Here is a 16,288-nt window from a genome sequence, read left to right on the forward strand (position 1 = left end):
TGCACGGGCGCAGCGCGGTGCGCCGGTCGAGACGAAAGACCTATTATAAAATCCGCTTCTCGATTTCACCTTTCCGGCGTTTCCCTTCGTGACTCCCCGACTTTTCGCCCTGATTCCCTGTGCCGGCACGGGCAGCCGTTCCGGCTCGGCCGTGCCGAAGCAATACCGCACGCTGGCCGGCCGTGCACTGCTGCACTACACGCTCGCCGCGTTCGACGCGTGCAGCGAATTCGCGCAGACGCTCGTCGTGCTCGCGCCCGACGATTCCCACTTCGACGCGCGCCGCTTCGCGGGCCTGCGCTTCGCGGTGCGCCGCTGCGGCGGCGGCTCGCGGCAGGCGTCGGTGCTGAACGGGCTGCTGGAGCTGGCCGAATTCGGCGCGAGCGACCACGACTGGGTGCTCGTGCACGATGCCGCGCGCCCGGGCATCACGCCGGCGCTGATCCGCACGCTGGTCGCGACGCTGAAGGACGATCCGGTCGGCGGCATCGTCGCGCTGCCGGTTGCCGATACGCTCAAGCGCGTGCCGGCCGGCGGCGACGCGATCGCGCGCACGGAGTCGCGCGATGCACTGTGGCAGGCGCAGACGCCGCAGATGTTCCGCATCGGCATGCTGCGCGACGCGATCCTGCGCGCGCAGCGCGAAGGGCACGACCTGACCGACGAAGCGAGCGCGATCGAGTGGGCCGGCCACACGCCGCGCGTCGTGCAGGGCAGCCTGCGCAACTTCAAGGTCACGTACCCGGAAGATTTCGCGCTCGCGGAGGCGATCCTCGCGCGCGCCGCGGACGCTTCCTGACTTTCACCCCATCTCAATCGGAACACGCATGGATTTCAGAATCGGACAAGGCTACGACGTGCACCAGCTCGTCGAAGGGCGCCCCCTCATCATCGGCGGCGTGACGATTCCGTACGAGCGCGGCCTGCTCGGCCACTCGGACGCGGACGTGCTGCTGCACGCGATCACCGACGCGCTGTTCGGCGCGGCGGCGCTCGGCGACATCGGCCGCCATTTCTCCGACACCGACGCGGCGTTCAAGGGCGCGGACAGCCGCGTGCTGCTGCGCGAGTGCGTCGCCCGCGTGAACGCGGCCGGCTTCACGATCCAGAACGTCGACAGTACCGTGATCGCGCAGGCGCCGAAGCTCGCGCCGCATATCGACGGGATGCGCGCGAACATCGCGGCCGATGTCGGGCTGCCGCTCGATCGTGTGAACGTGAAGGCGAAGACCAACGAGAAGCTCGGCTATCTCGGCCGCGGCGAGGGGATCGAGGCGCAGGCCGCCGCGCTGCTGGTGAAGCGGGGCGGCTGACGTCCGGCCGCGGCGGCGTGCGGTTCGCGCCGCGCGCTCATCGCCGACATGAAAAATGCCACGCGAATGCGTGGCATTTTCGTTTGCGGCAGGCGCGGCTCACGGCCGCGCGGCCGGCCGCTTATGCGCCTTCGGCGGCGATCACCTGCGCGGCGGCGTTGATCACCGATGCGATGCGGCCGACGTCGCGCAGTTGCGTGACGGTCATCCCTTGCTCGTTCTTCAGCAGCGCATAGTGCGACTTCACGCAGAAGTGGCACTTGCCGACGATCGACGCGGCGAGCGCGTACATCTCGAACTTGCGCTTGTCGACGCCGCCGTGCGTCGCATACGCACCCATCCGCAATTCGGCGCGCTGCGTCTTCAGGTCGGCGTCGTCGGCCATCTCGACATACGGATACCAGGTGTTGTTCATCCCCATCAGCGCGGCCGCCGTCAGCACGGCGTTCGTCTCTTCGGGCGACAGGACGCCGGCTTCGCGGATCGTCTTGACGAGCACCGTGCTCTTCGCCGCGATGGCCGCCGCCAGCGCCACGCCGACTGCGTCGGTGCCTTCGAGCGACGAGCGCGAGATCGTGCCGTCGAGGTTCAGGCGAATGTCCTTCGCGTAATCGGGAATACGTGCCTTAATCGAATCGAGGAATTCCATTGATATCTCCTATGGGTTGGCCGTTAAAAAAGCCCGCAGGCAGGACGTGCGCCGCGGGCTTCGTGCATCGATGCGCTTACAGCGTTGCGCCGCCGACTGCACGGTTGCACGGGCACAGTTCGTCCGTTTGCAGGCCGTCCAGAATGCGCAGGACTTCTTCCGGGCTGCGGCCGACGTTCAGGTTGTTCACCGACACGTGCTGGATCGTGTTGTCCGGATCGACGATGAACGTTGCACGCAGGGCCACGCCGGCTTCCTTGTCGCGCACGCCGAGCTGGTCGATCAGTTCGCCCTTGACGTCGCCGAACGAGTAGTGGTTCAGCTTGTCGAGGTCCTTGTGCTCACGGCGCCATGCGAGCTTGACGAATTCGTTGTCCGAGCTGCCGCCGAGCAGCACGGCGTCGCGCTCTTCGAACTGCTTCGCGAGCTTCGCGAACTCGACGATTTCCGTCGGGCACACGAACGTGAAATCCTTCGGATAGAAGTAGATGATCTTCCACTTGCCCGGGAACGACGCTTCGGTGACGGTCTCGAACGCCGACTGGCCGTTTTCCTCGTGATTGTTGAAGCCCGGCTTCGCGGCTACGACGGTGAAAGCTTCGAGTTTATCGCCCACGGTTTTCATGCGGATACTCCTGTGTGAGTTGGGAAGAAGACTGAGTCAAGCTACCTCGGTGCTGCAACGATGATGTGACAGCATGGGCAAAACTATAACACTATTAGTAAGTCACTTCAATAGATTTTGACTAACGACGCTCATAGCTTTTGTCAACCGCGCCGATAGTGTGACGCGCAAGATCCGTGCGTGCGCGTGTCACGCGGTCGCACGCACCTTGCCGGCGCCGGGGAATTCGAGCGTGACTTCGAGGCCGGCTTCCGGCTGGCGGTTGCGCAGGCGCAGCGCGCCGCGGTAGCGGCCGACGAGGCGCAGCACGATCGCCATCCCGAGGCCCGTGCCGTCCGCCTTGGTGCGCGCGGTGTCGACACGGTAGAACGGCCGCATCACGAGCGGCAATTGATCCTCGGGGATGCCGGGGCCTTCGTCGCTCACCGACAGCTCGACGCGCTGGTGCGACACGCGCGTCTCGAGCGTGATGCGCGAGATGCCGTCCTGCTTGCTCTGGCCGTACTTGCGCGCGTTCTCGACGAGGTTGCCGATCACGCGGCGCATGTCGGTCTCGTCGGCTTCGATGATCGCGCTCGGCGCGAGCCGCGTGCGAATCTCGACACCGTCCTCGCCGGACACGCGCGCGGCGACTTCCTGCGCGATCGACGACAGGTCGACCGGCTCGGGTTTGCGCTGCGACGGGCGTGCGTAGTCGATGAATGCCGCGATGATGCGATCCATCTGCTCGATGTCGTCGACCATCGCGTCCTTGGTCGCCTGATCGGACGGGCTCATCTCGGTTTCGAGCCGCAGCCGCGCGAGCGGCGTGCGCAGGTCGTGCGAAATGCCCGCGAGCATCAGCGCGCGATCGGCCTCGAGCTGTTCGAGGTCGCGCACCATCTGGTTGAAGCTGCGGTTGGTCTCGGCCGCGACGCCCATTCCGCGCTCGGGCAGCGGCTCGGGCGCCTGGCCCGACCCGACCTGGCGCGCGGCGAGCGCGAGCCGCGAGAACGGCCGGTTCACGAGGCTCGTGATGAACGCGGAGCCGAACAGCGACAGCGCGAGCGCGAACAGCCCCCAGCCGGCCCACTGCAGGCCCGTGACGTTGTCGAGCTGGTCGCGGTCGAGCGCGACCCAGTAATCGTCGTCGTCGATCTTGAAGCTGATCCACACGCCGGGGATGTCGTTGACCGACTGCGCGATCACGGTATCGTCGCCGAGGCGGCTGCGGATGTCGTGTTCGATCAGGCGGTTCAGCGATTCGTCGGGCTGCAGCTTGAACTTGTCGGTTTTCTCGCGCGGATAGACGCGCACGCCCTCGTTGCTTTCGAGGTCCTGCAGCAGCGCGCGCCGCAAGTCGGGATCGGAATAGAGCAGGGCGGTGCGCGTGAGCTTCACGACCGCGACGAGCTGGAGCGCGACGCGCTGCGCGCGCGGCTCGCGCTCGATCACGCGAAAGCTCTGGAACCACGCGGCGAGACTGACCGAGATCAGCAGCGCGATCAGCAGGAAGGTGCGCCAGAACAGCCCGCCGAACGCGAGCTGCAGAAGGCGCCGGTCGATACGCATGGGACGGGCCGTGGGCGGGGCGAAACCGGGAAGGAAAAAGCTCAGGCGGCGCCGTCCGGGATGAACACGTAGCCGAGGCCCCAGACGGTCTGGATGAAGCGCGGGCTGCCCGGATCCGGTTCGATCAGTTTGCGCAGGCGCGAGATCTGCACGTCGAGGCTGCGGTCGAACACTTCGTATTCGCGGCCGCGCGCGAGCTCCATCAGCTTCTCGCGCGACAGCGGCTGGCGCGGATGGCGCGCGAACACTTTCAGCACCGAGAATTCGCCGGTCGTCAGCGGGATTTCCTGGCCGGACTTCGTCAGCGTGCGCGTGGCGAGATTCAGCGAGAATTCGCCGAACTCGAACACCTCGGTGGTTTCCGACGGGGCGCCCGGCAGCTCGGCCGGCGCCTGGCGGCGCAGCACCGCATGAATGCGCGCGACCAGTTCGCGCGGGTTGAACGGCTTCGGCAGGTAATCGTCGGCGCCCATCTCGAGCCCGACGATGCGATCGACGTCCTCGCCCTTCGCGGTGAGCATGATGATCGGCGTGCGGTCGTTGCTGCCGCGCAGCCGGCGGCAGATCGACAGGCCGTCCTCGCCGGGCAGCATCAGGTCGAGCACGAGCAGGTCGAACCGCTCGCGGACCCAGAGCTTGTTCATCGCGGTCGCGTTTTCCGCGACGTAGACGTTGAAACCCTGCTCGCCGAGATAGCGGCGCAGCAGGTCGCGCAGGCGAGGGTCGTCGTCGACGACGAGAATCTTGGAGGGGTTTTTCGTTTCCATGATCGGCATCTTATCGCGAATGGGAATTGACGCACGGCCGCGTATTTTCGTGCGTTACAGTCGGTTACAAAATTTACCCGTAGTGTCGCGCCGAGTAAAGGCAGGCTATAGAGATTCCTTTACTCGAAGCCGAAATTCGGTAGATACTCCCCTGCACTCCATCTTTCATCTTTGCACACCCGAATTCCGCAGGGTTTTTCAAGTACCAGAGGTAGCCGGTTGCCGCGTGACGAAGGGAACAAATCGACCAAAGAAGCGAGGACGGTCATGCGATCTGCCCGGATTGCACTGATGCTGACGATCGCGCTTGCCGGTCCATATGCGTCGAACTTCGCGTATGCGCAGCGCCCCGACCCGGGCGCATCGTCGCGCAAGCTGCCGCGCGGCAAAGCGCCGCAGTCCGATCGTGCCGCCGACATGACGGTCCGTTCCGCCGTGCCTCCCGATCTCGAACAGCGCCGCCGCGACGGGCACATGACGCCCGAGGAGCGCCACCTGCTGCGCCAGCACATCGAAGACGCCGTTCGCGAGCTGTACAAGCGCTGACACGTGCCGTCGTTCGTCTTGCGCGGAAATCTCCGCGCGGAAAAAATTCGTAGCACTTTTGCGGTCAACTTTCGGCTGCCGAATGCCGTTGTACGGGCATCCGCACCGCCGGTGCGTTCCCGGAGTCCATGACGATGAAAGCGAACGCTGCCGCACCGGCGCCGTCTCCTGCGATGCAGGCGACGCTCGATGCCGACGACGCGCTGTTTTTCCTGAGTCGCACCGGTTTCTCTCCCGCGCCCGCCGAGGTCGCGCGCATCGTCGGCATGACGCGCGCGCAGGTCGTCGCCGACACGCTCGGCAATGCGCGACGCGAACCCGTCACGACGTGGCCCGACTGGCTCGCCGAGCCGCCGCCGACGCGCGCGCAGCGCCAGGCGCTGACGCCCGACATGCGCCGCGACGAGCAGGCCGAGCGCAATCGCCGCTACGATGCGTTGCGTGCGGCGTGGGTCAACGAGATGGTCGCGACGCCGTCGCCGCTCACCGAGCGCATGACGCTGTTCTGGCACGGGCATTTCACGTCCGGGCAGGACAAGGTGCCTTACCCGCAGACGATGGCCGCGCAGAACGCGCTGTTTCGCCGCGAGGCGCTCGGCAACTTCGGCGCGCTGCTGCACGCGGTCGCGAAGGATCCGGCGATGCTTCAGTATCTCGACGGCGCGAGCAACCGCAAGGGGCGGCCGAACGAAAATTTCGCGCGCGAGGTGATGGAGTTGTTCACGCTCGGCGAAGGGCACTACACGCAATACGACGTGACCGAAGCCGCGCGCGCGATGACCGGCTGGACGGTCGATCCCGACACGCTGCGCTTCGTGGTGCGACCCGACTGGCACGATGCCGGCGACAAGACGATCCTCGGCGAAACCGGGCCGTTCGACGGCGACGGTTTTCTCGACATCCTGCTGAAGCGGCCGGGCACCGCGCGTTTCATCGCAGGCAAGCTGTGGCGCGAGTTCGTGTCCGATACGCCGGAGCCGGGCGCGCTCGATGCGGTGGCCGACCGGTTTCGTTCGAGCGGCTACGACATTCGCGCGGCGCTCGCCGCGCTGTGGTCGACCGACGCGTTCTGGGATCCGCGCAACCGCGGCGTGCTGGTCAAGTCGCCGGTGGAATTCGTCGTCGGGTCGGTGCGGCTGTTCGACGTGGCGTACGGCGATCCGCAGATGCTCGCGAACACCGTGCGCACGCTCGGGCAGAACCTGTTCTACCCGCCGAACGTGAAGGGCTGGCCGGGCGGCGCGCTGTGGATCAACAGCACCACGCTGCTGTCGCGCAAGCAGTTCGTCGAGCAATTGTTCCGCGCGACCGAGACGGCCGGCATGCGCGCGCCGGCCCGTGCGAGCACGCCGCCCCCGAACGCGCGTGCGCACGCGATGCCGGTGGCCGACGCGGCGTCCGCCGCCGGCATGCGCGGCACGCCCGCGAAGCCGGCGCGCGGCGGCCTGCGTTTCGACCTCGAACGCTGGCTGGCCCAGTATCGTGCCCGGCCGCAGGCGACGGCGGGATTGTCGACCGAGCTGCAGTTGCAGCACGCGGTGCTGCAGCTTTCGCCGGTCGCGGCGATCGACACGGATTCGACCGGCAGCGCGTATCTCGAGGCGCTGCTGATGGATCCGGCCTATCAACTGAAATGATGCGAACGACGATGAAGCGGGCAGCTGCCGCGGCCACGGCGCCGGGCGGCGAACCAAAGGATGTGCGATGAACCGACGTGATTTTCTGACGCTGACGGGCGCGGCGGCCGCGGCCGGCGTGTCGATGTGGCAGGCGCCGGCGACGGCGGCTGCCGCGACGCAGGCCGCGCGAAAGCCGGCGGCCGGGTATGCGAACGTGCTGATCCTCGTTGAGCTCAAGGGCGGCAACGACGGCCTCAACACGGTGGTGCCCTATGCCGATCCGCTGTACTACTCGTTCCGGCGCAGCATCGGCATCAAGCGCGACCAGGTGCTGCAGCTCGACGCGCAGACGGGGCTGCACCCGGCGCTCGCGCCGCTGATGCCGCTGTGGCGCGACGGACAGGTCGCGGTCGTGCAGGGTGTCGGCTATCCGCAGCCGAACCTGTCGCATTTCCGCTCGATCGAGATCTGGGACACCGCGTCGCGCTCGGACCAGTACCTGCACGAAGGCTGGCTCACGCGCACGTTCGCGCAGGCGCCTGTGCCGCCCGGTTTCGCCGCGGACGGCGTCGTGCTCGGCAGCGCCGAGATGGGGCCGCTGTCGAACGGCGCGCGCGCGATCGCGCTCGTCAATCCCGCGCAGTTCATCCGTGCGGCCCGGCTCGCCGAGCCGTCGTCGCTGCGCGAGCAGAACCCGGCGCTCGCGCACATCATCGACGTCGAGAACGACATCGTGAAGGCGGCCGACCGGCTGCGCCCGCGCGGCGGGATGCGCGAATTCAGGACGGCCTTTCCGGCCGGTGCGTTCGGCACGTCGGTCAAGACCGCGATGCAGGTGCTGGCCGCGTGCGAAGCGTCGGGGCCCGGCGCGCAGGACGGGGTCGCGGTGCTGCGCCTGACGCTCAACGGCTTCGACACGCACCAGAATCAGCCGGGGCAGCACGCGGCGCTGCTCAAGCAGTTCGCGGAAGGCATGAGCGCAATGCGCGCGGCGTTGATCGAACTCGGGCGCTGGAACGAGACGCTCGTGATGACGTATGCGGAATTCGGGCGGCGCGTGCGCGAGAACCAGAGCAACGGCACCGACCATGGCACGGCCGCGCCGCATTTCGTGATGGGCGGCCGTGTGGCGGGCGGGCTGTACGGTGCGCCGCCGGCGCTCGGACGGCTCGACGGCAACGGCAACCTGCCGGTGGCCGTCGATTTCCGCCAGCTTTACGCGACCGTGCTTGGGTCCTGGTGGGGGCTCGATGCGACGCGCGTGCTGCAGCAGCGTTTCGACACGCTGCCGCTGCTCAGGGCGTGATGCGCGCCGCTCAGCGGCGGCGCGCGGCGCGCCACGCGATCCACAGCTTGCGGATCGGCGTCAGCGCGATGCGCTGGTGCAGCACCTGGTAGCCGTCGCGCGCGATTTCGTCGAGCAGCGCGCCGGCCAGCGCGATCTGCGCGCGCAGCGTGCGCTGCGCGCGGCGCTCGGCGGCTGGAATCGCCGCATCGGCCGCGGTCAGCGCGTCGCGCGCGCGGGCTGTCTGGAATTGCAGCAATTCGGTGAAGGCCGGGCTGTAGCGGCGGTTCAGCAGGTCGGCCGCGGTGACGTTGTAGCGTTGCAGTTCGTCGATCGGCAGATAGATGCGGCCGTGGCGCGCGTCGTTGCCGAGTTCCTGCACGAATTGCGCGAGCATCAGCGCGCGGCCGACGTCCGCGGCCCACGGCTGCGGGTCGGCCGGATGCGCCGAACTGGCGCGTGCGACCAGCGACGCGAACGTGCCGCCGACCTGCGCGATATAACGTTGCAGGTTCGGCAAGTCGAGGTAGCGCGCCTGCTCGAGATCCATCCCGTAACCGTTGACGAGCGCGCGCAGTGCGTCGGCCTCGGCGGCGATCGCCGGGTGATGCTGCGCGAGTGCTTTCGTGACGGGGTGCGACGGCTGCCCGTCGGCCAGCGCTGCGAGTTCCTTGTGCCACCATGCGAGCTTCGTATGCCCGACGGTCGGATCGCTGGTTTCCTTGACGGTTTCCTCGAGTTCGCGGCGCAGTGCGAACAGCGCGGTCAGGCGCGGCTGCGTGGCGAGCGGCGCCTGGCGCAGCGCGTAGTAGACGCTGGAGCCTGCGGGGGCGGCCTTTTGCTGACAGTAGTCGTCGAAGTTCACGGGCGAAATCGTGTGGGGCGGGTTCGGGGGACACGCGGCGGCGCGTTGCCGAAACGTCGAGCGCGGCATTCTAGCACCGCCGCACGACGGGTGCCGGCAGGGCGAGACAAGGCCGCACGGATCGGGTAGAATCTCGCGCTCGCCTGATCGGGCGTGCCGGTTTTCGGGCCGGCGTGAAGTCCCGGGCGCGTGGAGCACGCATCTTGCGTCCCGCGCGATCAGGCGACGGAAATGCGCGTGAGTGGCGAAATTGGTAGACGCACCAGGTTTAGGTCCTGACGCCCGCAAGGGTGTGCCGGTTCGAGTCCGGCCTCACGCACCAGAAGTCGGACGTGTCCCCGTCGGGGGCGTCCGCGAAAAAGCGCTGCCGGTCGGCCGACCGCAGCGCTTTTTTATTGACTATATCGACGCCGGTTTCCTCGCCAGGCACTCGCACCTCGCCCGAAAACCCGCCCGCGTGTAATATCGTGCGCGTTTTTCAGGCAAGAAACACGACGATACCGAGGGGCCGCTCGATGAAACACACCGCACGCATCCCGCTTTCCGTTCTGGCGCTGATGCTGGCCGCGTTCACCCCGGCCTGTGATGCGCTTGCACGCGGATCGCGCAGCGCGCCGCTTCGGTTGAAACGAGCGCGATACGAAGCGCCGTGCGTCGCCAGACCGGGGCGCTTCGTCGTTTCCGGCGCGCCTATTCCCAGAAGCTGCGGATCGCGACGGCCACGATCACCGGCACCGAGAACACCAGCGGAATCGCGAAATACTGCGCTTCGCGATCGACGACCCAGCTATAGATCACCCACGCCGCACCGATCGCGAACGTGATGAGGCCGACCGTCACGGCGGCGATGTTCAGGGCCAGCTTCGACGGCTGGCGGCGCGTTTTGGCGTTGTCGTTGTGTTCGCGCGGGGACGATTTCATCGGAAGAGTGCGGCCTCGTGCCGAAACAGGATAAAGGCACAGGAAACCCCATCCGCACGGATCGCGCAAGGGCCGGCGCGGGCCGGCCCCGTCACATTCGTTCCCGCACGTTACAACCCGAACGCGGCGGCCAGTTCGTCGAGCAGTTCGCGCTGGAACCGGACGAACCGCTCGCCCGGCTGCTGCGCGATCGCCAGGTCGAGCATCGGATCGGCGACCTCGGTGCGGATGCCGGCCAGTTCCTCGACGATCGCAAGCCCGCAGAACGGCACGTACGCCTCCGAGTAGCCGCCTTCGTGAACGATCACGAGCCTCCCGCCGCAATGGCGTTGCGCGGCGTCCTTCATCGCGCGCGTCATGAACCGGTAGCTGTCGCTGTGCAACTGCATGCGCGCGAGCGGATCGACCGCGCTCGCGTCGAGGCCGCTCGCGACGACGATCAACTCGGGGCGGAAACGCGCGAGCGCCGGCAGCACGATCCGCTCGAACGCATACCGGTAGGCATCGTCGCCGCTGCCCGCGAGCAGCGGCACGTTCAGGTTCGCGCCGATGCCCGCGCCCGCGCCGCGATCGTCGGCGCCGCTGTAGCCGGGCGGAAAGCAGCGATCCTGGTGCAGCGAGATCGTCAGCGTATCCGGATCGTCGTAGTAGATCGACTGCGTGCCGTTGCCGTGATGCACGTCCCAGTCGATCACCGCGACGCGCTCGATGCCGTGCTTCGCGCGCGCGGCCTCGATCGCCACCGGGATGTTCGCGAGCATGCAGAAGCCCATCGGGCGGTCGCGCAGGCAGTGATGGCCGGGCGGTCGCGACAGCGAGAACGCATTCGCCGCGCGCTCGCCGACGACCGCATCGACCGCCGCGATCGCGAGGCCGGCCGACAGCGCGGCGATGTCGTAGCTGCCCTTGCCGAATGGCGCGAGATCGCCGAGGTCGCCGCCGTTCGCGTCGCTGAGCGCACGGAACGCGTCGAGATAGTGCGCGGGATGAATGCGCAGCAGGTCGGCGGTCGTCGCGGGCTCGGCGCCGCGCAGGTCGAGCTGGGCGGCCAGGCCCGACGCCTGCACGAGCGACAGGAAGCGGCGCTTCGAATCGGGCGATTCCGCATAGCCCGCGCTCGACGGCGGCTGGACCCAGCCGCCGACCGGGAAGAACAGCGCGTGCGTGCCGCCGGTATGCCAGAAAGTACGTTCGTCGGTGAAGAAGGCAGTGCGATTCATGGATGCGTGACCTGTCACGGTTGGGAGGAAACGGAAGAACGGCGATCGATGTGGCGCAGCGCGGCGAACGACACGACAGCGACGGACGTCGCGACCACGAACAGCGCGCGCATCGTGCCGCCCGCATCGAGCATCAGGCCGGCCAGCAGCGGGCCGGCGGCAAGCCCCGCGCCGATCACGAAATTGAGCGTCGCGACGAGGCGGCCCGACGTGTCGATCTGCGCGACGGTCGCGAGGATGAACGGCAGCACGAACGTCCATGCGAACTTGAACGCGAAGATCGCCGCGCTGTAGCCGCCCGTGTGGCGCATCGCGGCGAGCGCGACGAGCGATGCCGCGAGCAGCGCGTAGCCGGCCGCCAGCATCGTGCGCCGTGCGAGCCGGCCGCCCGCGCACGACGCGAGCGCCGCGCCGGCGATCCCCATCACGCTCGCGATCGCGAGCACGTTGCCGGTCGACTGCGGATCGAGCCCGGCCTCGGCCGCCGCGCGGCTCGCGAATGTCCACACGCTGCCGATCGCGAGATAGAACGTCAGCACGGCGCCGATGGCGAGCACGACGAAGCTACGCGGCGTTCGCGGCGCGTCGCCGCGCGCGCCGTGTGCGGATGCCGCCCGCGCGCCGAGCGACGACGGAAAGCCGCGCGACAGCGGTGCCGCGAGCAGCGCGAGCACGGCGAGCGCGACGTACAGCGCGCGCAGCCCGAACGCGGCGAACACGTGCGGCAGCACGAACAGGCCGATCGCGCCCGCGATCAACTGGCCGACGACCCACAGGCCGTATACGCGGTCGCTGTTGCGGCTCGTCGCCGCGCTCGTCATGCAGAGCACCATCAACGAGCCGCCGCCGAGCGCGGTGACCGCGCGCAGCGCGAGCAGCGCGGCGAAGCCCGGCATCCACAGCGCGGTCAGCAGGTTGCCCGCGCCGAACAGCGCGATCGCGCATGCCGCCACGCGGCGCGCGTCGACGCGACCGAGCCACAGGTACGACGGCACGGTCGCGAGGCTGAATGCGCCGAGCTCGACGAAGAAGTAGGTGCCGATCTGCGACGCGGACAAGCCGAGCTGCGTCGCGAGCTGACCGGCGACGGCGGGCGCCACGAGCAGCAACAGCGGCGTGATGGCCGCGAACACGACGAGCGCGACGAGCGTCGAGCGCGCGAACGTCGACGCGCGGCCGTCGGGCGAGAGGGCGGCATCCGGGGACAGGGTTTTCATGGCGGGATCTCGTCGAGGGAATCAGAACAGGTGGTACATGCCCACCATCGCGCCGAACTGCGATGCGCCGGCGAGCGGTGTCGGGTCGTATTCGTAGACGGTTTGCGAGCTCTGGCCGCTGTTGCGCGCATAGCCGAGGTTCACGTAGGCGACGGTGCGTTTGGACAGCGCATAGGTGGTGCTCGCGATGAAGAGCGTCGGGTGGCCGATCGCCGGTGTGCGCGAATCGGTGTGGTAGACGCCCGCGTTCAGGCCGATACCGTTCGACGCCAGGTAGCGGGCGCCGCCCCACACGATCGTGCGCGCCGCGTCGAGGTCGCCGGTCAGGCGTTCGGCGCCTGCGTAGACGGTGAGCGGCAGCGTCGCGAACGCATAGCGTGCGGCGAGCGTGCCGAGTTCGCGGCGCCGCGCGGACGCGTCGTCGGCCGCCGATGCGTCGCCGTGCGCCTGGTGCAGCACCGCGCTGACCGACAGGCCGTTGCTCGTGTACTGGCCACCGAGTTCGAGCACGCGTCCCGCGCGCGTGTTGCCGGCGACGCCGGAAGTCGCGGCGAGCGCCTCGACGTCGAAGCCGGCGAACGTCGGCGACTGGTATTTCACCGAGTGGTCGATGAAGTTCGCGTTCATCGGCACGAGCACGCCCTGGCCGCTGTACGACCCGTACCAGAGCGGGTCGTAGAACAGCGTCTTGTCGAACAGCACGCTGAACTGGCGGCCGAGCGTGACGGTGCCGACCGGCCCCGCGATGCCCACGTATGCGCCGCGGAAGAATGCGTAGCCGGGCACGGTCGCGGTGCCGTCGTTGAGGTTGAGGCCCTGTTCGAGCTTGAACAGCGCACGCCAGCCGCCGCCGAGATCCTCGTGGCCCTTGATGCCGAACTGCGAAGGCAGGATGCCGTAGTTCTGCAACCGCACGGCCGAACGATGCCCGTCGGCGTGCGTCAGGTATTGCACGCCGGCGTCGAGCGCGCCGTACAGCGTGAGGGCGGACTGCGCGTGCGCGGCGGCGCCGCACGCGGCAAGTGTCGCGGCGGCCGCGGCCGTGCGGATGAAGCGGGGTGTCGTCACGTGGGGCTCTCCATACCGTGCTGCATCGGTTTGTCGTTGGTGTTGTCGCGACGCAGTGTCCGCAGCGGGAAAACCGTCGAACAGTCGTCCAGATGAACGGTGCGGAAAACCCGCGGTGCACGGTGAGAACGCCGTGCGACGCCGACGTGCGCCGTGCTGCGCGGCAGCAACGTGCGGCGTACCGTTCAAATGGATGGGGCGGGCGCCCGTTCCGGCACCGTGGCCCGCCAAAAAAGCCGCTCGCTATAATCGGCCGGTGTCGTTGCGAACATCGGCAGCCCGAGCGGGCAGGGGAGCGTAAGGTGAGGATCACGACGGATATCGGGCAGGATCTCGACGCGCTGCGCGACGTGCCGGCCGCCATCGTGCTCGACGAATTCGCGTGGCCGCCGCTGCCGTCCAGGCGCGACGATTTCGACGGCGTCGCGCGCGGCGACGCAGCGCAGCGCGAACTCGGGCTGATGCTGCTCGACCTGTACGCGGTGGCCGCGCAGTCCGGCATCGGCGAATTCGAATGCCGGTTCTTCTCGCTGCTGCAGGCGCTCGTTCCGTTCGATGCCGCGTGGACGGGTGTCGCGACCCATCTGCCGACCGGCCCGGTGATGCACAACAGCTTCCTGTACCGCTTGCCGCATGCGTTCTTCCCCGACTGGAAGCGCGTGCGCGATTGCGATCCGCTCGCGCATCGCACGCTGCACGGCGCGCGCGGCCGCGCGGTGCGGCTGACGGTCGTCGAACCGGGGCTCGATGCGCGGTTTCGCGACTGGTGCGTGAAGTACGGGCTCGCGCAACTGATGTGCGTGTGCACGCTCGATCGCCGTTTCGGCCTGACGACGTTCATGTCGATCTACCGCCAGGGCCTGAATCGACCGTTCAGCGACGACGACGCACGACGTTTCGAGGAAGTGATTCCCCACCTGGCCGCCGCGCTGACGATCAATCGCGCCGCGCAACTCACGCGCGAACGCGCCGACACGGTCGCGCCGGCCGCGCGTGCGCTGTGCGACAGCTTCGGCGTGCTGCATCATGCCGATCACGGTTTCGACGACGTGCTGCGCACCGAATGGCCGGACTGGGCCGGCGCGCGCGTGCCGGCGCCGCTCGTCGCGCATCTGCGGCGCCAGCCGGGCCAGCCGTTCGTCGGCGACGCGCTGCGCATCCAGTGCGTGCCGATCGCGGGGCTGTTCCAGATCGAGGCGCGCCCGCGCTCGCTGCTCGACCGGCTGAGCCCGCGCGAGCTCGCGGCGATCCGCTATTACGGCGCCGGACGTTCGCACAAGGAGGTCGCGCAGCAGATGGCGATCTCGCCGACGACCGTGCGTCACTACCTGCGCTGCGCGTACCGCAAGCTCGGCATGCACGACAAGAGCCAGATCGCCGGCGTGCTGGGCGCGACGGGCGGCGCAACCGACGACGCGGAGGAGGCGGGCGGCATGCCGCGCTGAGGCGCATGGACGAACGGGTGCCACGCGGCGCGCACTGCGATGGTCGAATGGTTGTGTCCGCAACCATTGAGCGTTATGCTCGTCAACTCCCAGGAGACGGAATCCCATCATGAACGACACGAATTCAGGGTCGGTGCGCGCGGCGGTGGTCGGGGTCGGCGCGATCGGCGGATTGCTCGCGGCCGCGTTGTCGAGAGCCGGCATGACCGTGAGCGCATACGCACGCGGCGCGACGCTCGATGCGCTGAATACGCACGGCGTGCGCGTGATCGACGAGGCGGGCGCAACCTCGTCGGTGCCGGTGCGGGCAAGCGACGATGCGGCCGCACTCGGTGTGCAGGACTACGTGGTGATCGCGCTGAAGGCGCAGGCGCTGCCGGCGCTGGCCGCGCGCCTCGCGCCGCTGGTCGGGCCGGATACCGTGATCGTCGCGGCGATGAACGGGCTGCCGTGGTGGTTCACGCACGGGCTCGAAGGGCCGATCGACGGCGTGCCGCTCGATGCGGTCGACCCGGGCGGCGCGGTGTCGGCCGCGTTGCCGCCCGCGCAGGCGATCGGCTGCGTCGTGCACCTGTCGTCGAGTACCGACGCGCCGGGCGTCGTGCGTCGCGGGCGCGGCAACCGGCTGATCGTCGGCACGCCCGATCCGCGGCTCGACGTCGCCACGGCGCGGTTCGCCGCGGCGCTTGCGGCCGGCGGTTTCGACGTCGAGTCGACGCCCGCGATCCGGACCGAGATCTGGACGAAGCTGTGGGGCAACATGAACATGAATCCGCTGAGCGCGCTGACCGGGTCGACGGCCGAGCAGTTGCTCGACGATCCGTTCACGCAGGATCTCGCGTTGCGGATGATGGAAGAGGCGGCCGCGATCGGCGCGAAGCTCGGACTATCCACGGGCATGAGCGGCCCCGAGCGGATCGCGGTCACGCGCAAGCTCGGGGCGTTCAAGACGTCGATGCTGCAGGATTTCGAAGCGGGGCGCCCGCTCGAGGTCGGGCCGATTCTCGGTGTGTTTCCGGAACTCGGCCGCAAACTCGGTGTGCCGACCCCGTACTGCGACGCGGTGCTCGGTTTGTTGCGTCAGCGCGCCGCGAACAGCGGGTTGTAGCGCTTGTGCGGCCGCATGATGCAAACGGGCCGCCCGGATCGCGCGCGACGCGACCCGGGCGGCCTGTCTGATTCGTCGGATCAATGCAG

At 68.4% G+C, this 16,288-nt stretch carries 16 protein-coding genes and 1 tRNA gene; 8 read left to right on the forward strand and 9 right to left on the reverse strand.

Going from position 1 to position 16,288, the window contains the following annotated elements:
• The first annotated feature begins 88 nt into the window (after window positions 1–88).
• A complete protein-coding gene (gene ispD / locus HWX62_RS12995) occupies window positions 89–799 on the forward strand; it encodes a 2-C-methyl-D-erythritol 4-phosphate cytidylyltransferase (protein ID WP_175928933.1) in 711 nt (236 codons plus the stop codon).
• A 28-nt stretch (window positions 800–827) separates the two neighbouring features.
• Window positions 828–1,313: a 2-C-methyl-D-erythritol 2,4-cyclodiphosphate synthase gene (ispF, locus tag HWX62_RS13000; RefSeq protein ID WP_175928934.1), complete on the forward strand. Its 486-nt coding sequence runs from the start codon at window positions 828–830 to the stop codon at window positions 1,311–1,313.
• 121 nt (window positions 1,314–1,434) lie between these two features.
• On the opposite strand, the gene HWX62_RS13005 is transcribed toward ispF, so the two are convergent.
• From HWX62_RS13005 to ompR, 4 genes are all read right to left on the reverse strand, one after another.
• Window positions 1,435–1,962 carry a carboxymuconolactone decarboxylase family protein gene (locus tag HWX62_RS13005; RefSeq protein ID WP_175928935.1) on the reverse strand — a complete coding sequence of 176 codons (528 nt, stop codon included), beginning with the start codon at window positions 1,960–1,962 and terminating at the stop codon, window positions 1,435–1,437.
• A 76-nt stretch (window positions 1,963–2,038) separates the two neighbouring features.
• Complete coding sequence (locus tag HWX62_RS13010) at window positions 2,039–2,587, reverse strand: peroxiredoxin (RefSeq protein ID WP_009691824.1); 549 nt, start codon at window positions 2,585–2,587, stop codon at window positions 2,039–2,041.
• Between the two features lie 189 nt (window positions 2,588–2,776).
• On the reverse strand, window positions 2,777–4,138 hold the full coding sequence (locus HWX62_RS13015) for an ATP-binding protein (RefSeq protein WP_175928937.1): 1,362 nt from the start codon (window positions 4,136–4,138) through the stop codon (window positions 2,777–2,779).
• A gap of 41 nt (window positions 4,139–4,179) precedes the next feature.
• A complete protein-coding gene (ompR, locus tag HWX62_RS13020; protein WP_004199523.1) occupies window positions 4,180–4,905 on the reverse strand; it encodes a two-component system response regulator OmpR in 726 nt (241 codons plus the stop codon).
• Window positions 4,906–5,172: 267 nt separating this feature from the next.
• On the opposite strand from ompR, the gene HWX62_RS13025 reads away from it, so the two are divergent.
• From HWX62_RS13025 to HWX62_RS13035, 3 genes are all read left to right on the forward strand, one after another.
• The gene (locus HWX62_RS13025; RefSeq protein WP_175928939.1) at window positions 5,173–5,451 is read left to right on the forward strand and encodes a hypothetical protein; all 279 of its coding nucleotides are present in this window, start codon (window positions 5,173–5,175) and stop codon (window positions 5,449–5,451) included.
• A gap of 134 nt (window positions 5,452–5,585) precedes the next feature.
• The gene (locus HWX62_RS13030; protein ID WP_175928941.1) at window positions 5,586–7,088 is read left to right on the forward strand and encodes a DUF1800 domain-containing protein; all 1,503 of its coding nucleotides are present in this window, start codon (window positions 5,586–5,588) and stop codon (window positions 7,086–7,088) included.
• 67 nt (window positions 7,089–7,155) lie between these two features.
• The gene (locus HWX62_RS13035) at window positions 7,156–8,376 is read left to right on the forward strand and encodes a DUF1501 domain-containing protein (protein WP_175928943.1); all 1,221 of its coding nucleotides are present in this window, start codon (window positions 7,156–7,158) and stop codon (window positions 8,374–8,376) included.
• Between the two features lie 10 nt (window positions 8,377–8,386).
• Here HWX62_RS13035 and hpnD read toward each other — a convergent pair whose 3' ends face one another.
• Window positions 8,387–9,220 (reverse strand): presqualene diphosphate synthase HpnD, encoded by an 834-nt coding sequence (gene hpnD, locus HWX62_RS13040; protein ID WP_175928945.1) that lies wholly within the window; start codon window positions 9,218–9,220, stop codon window positions 8,387–8,389.
• 235 nt (window positions 9,221–9,455) lie between these two features.
• Between hpnD and HWX62_RS13045 the strand changes: the two genes are divergently transcribed.
• Window positions 9,456–9,542: transfer RNA gene (locus HWX62_RS13045), tRNA-Leu, on the forward strand.
• Window positions 9,543–9,910: 368 nt separating this feature from the next.
• Here HWX62_RS13045 and HWX62_RS13050 read toward each other — a convergent pair.
• The 4 genes from HWX62_RS13050 to HWX62_RS13065 form a co-directional block, all read right to left on the reverse strand.
• Window positions 9,911–10,141 carry a hypothetical protein gene (locus HWX62_RS13050; protein WP_175928946.1) on the reverse strand — a complete coding sequence of 77 codons (231 nt, stop codon included), beginning with the start codon at window positions 10,139–10,141 and terminating at the stop codon, window positions 9,911–9,913.
• A 110-nt stretch (window positions 10,142–10,251) separates the two neighbouring features.
• On the reverse strand, window positions 10,252–11,361 hold the full coding sequence (locus tag HWX62_RS13055) for a class II histone deacetylase (protein WP_175928948.1): 1,110 nt from the start codon (window positions 11,359–11,361) through the stop codon (window positions 10,252–10,254).
• Between the two features lie 14 nt (window positions 11,362–11,375).
• Entirely contained in the window at window positions 11,376–12,578 is a 1,203-nt protein-coding gene (locus tag HWX62_RS13060; protein WP_175928950.1) for an MFS transporter, read from the reverse strand.
• Between the two features lie 21 nt (window positions 12,579–12,599).
• On the reverse strand, window positions 12,600–13,646 hold the full coding sequence (locus tag HWX62_RS13065) for a porin (protein ID WP_175928952.1): 1,047 nt from the start codon (window positions 13,644–13,646) through the stop codon (window positions 12,600–12,602).
• Window positions 13,647–13,948: 302 nt separating this feature from the next.
• Here HWX62_RS13065 and HWX62_RS13070 point away from each other — a divergent pair, with 302 nt between their 5' ends.
• Together HWX62_RS13070 and HWX62_RS13075 are read left to right on the forward strand one after the other, a co-directional pair.
• On the forward strand, window positions 13,949–15,091 hold the full coding sequence (locus HWX62_RS13070) for a helix-turn-helix transcriptional regulator (RefSeq protein ID WP_175928953.1): 1,143 nt from the start codon (window positions 13,949–13,951) through the stop codon (window positions 15,089–15,091).
• A 109-nt stretch (window positions 15,092–15,200) separates the two neighbouring features.
• The gene (locus HWX62_RS13075; RefSeq protein WP_175928955.1) at window positions 15,201–16,199 is read left to right on the forward strand and encodes a 2-dehydropantoate 2-reductase; all 999 of its coding nucleotides are present in this window, start codon (window positions 15,201–15,203) and stop codon (window positions 16,197–16,199) included.
• Window positions 16,200–16,288: the final 89 nt, after the last annotated feature.

Origin of the sequence: Burkholderia sp. BCC0506, from assembly GCF_902833145.1 — a bacterium.
Lineage (GTDB): Bacteria > Pseudomonadota > Gammaproteobacteria > Burkholderiales > Burkholderiaceae > Burkholderia.

Bases quoted from the DNA above. Each gene is read 5' to 3' on its own strand.
- ompR (WP_004199523.1), bottom strand. From the start codon at position 4,905: ATGGAAACGAAAAACCCCTCCAAGATTCTCGTCGTCGACGACGACCCT.
- HWX62_RS13035 (WP_175928943.1), top strand. From the start codon at position 7,156: ATGAACCGACGTGATTTTCTGACGCTGACGGGCGCGGCGGCCGCGGCC.
- HWX62_RS13055 (WP_175928948.1), bottom strand. From the start codon at position 11,361: ATGAATCGCACTGCCTTCTTCACCGACGAACGTACTTTCTGGCATACC.
- HWX62_RS13030 (WP_175928941.1), top strand. From the start codon at position 5,586: ATGAAAGCGAACGCTGCCGCACCGGCGCCGTCTCCTGCGATGCAGGCG.
- HWX62_RS13010 (WP_009691824.1), bottom strand. From the start codon at position 2,587: ATGAAAACCGTGGGCGATAAACTCGAAGCTTTCACCGTCGTAGCCGCG.
- HWX62_RS13060 (WP_175928950.1), bottom strand. From the start codon at position 12,578: ATGAAAACCCTGTCCCCGGATGCCGCCCTCTCGCCCGACGGCCGCGCG.
- HWX62_RS13015 (WP_175928937.1), bottom strand. From the start codon at position 4,138: ATGCGTATCGACCGGCGCCTTCTGCAGCTCGCGTTCGGCGGGCTGTTC.
- HWX62_RS13075 (WP_175928955.1), top strand. From the start codon at position 15,201: ATGAACGACACGAATTCAGGGTCGGTGCGCGCGGCGGTGGTCGGGGTC.
- HWX62_RS13050 (WP_175928946.1), bottom strand. From the start codon at position 10,141: ATGAAATCGTCCCCGCGCGAACACAACGACAACGCCAAAACGCGCCGC.
- HWX62_RS13025 (WP_175928939.1), top strand. From the start codon at position 5,173: ATGCGATCTGCCCGGATTGCACTGATGCTGACGATCGCGCTTGCCGGT.
- HWX62_RS13005 (WP_175928935.1), bottom strand. From the start codon at position 1,962: ATGGAATTCCTCGATTCGATTAAGGCACGTATTCCCGATTACGCGAAG.
- ispF (WP_175928934.1), top strand. From the start codon at position 828: ATGGATTTCAGAATCGGACAAGGCTACGACGTGCACCAGCTCGTCGAA.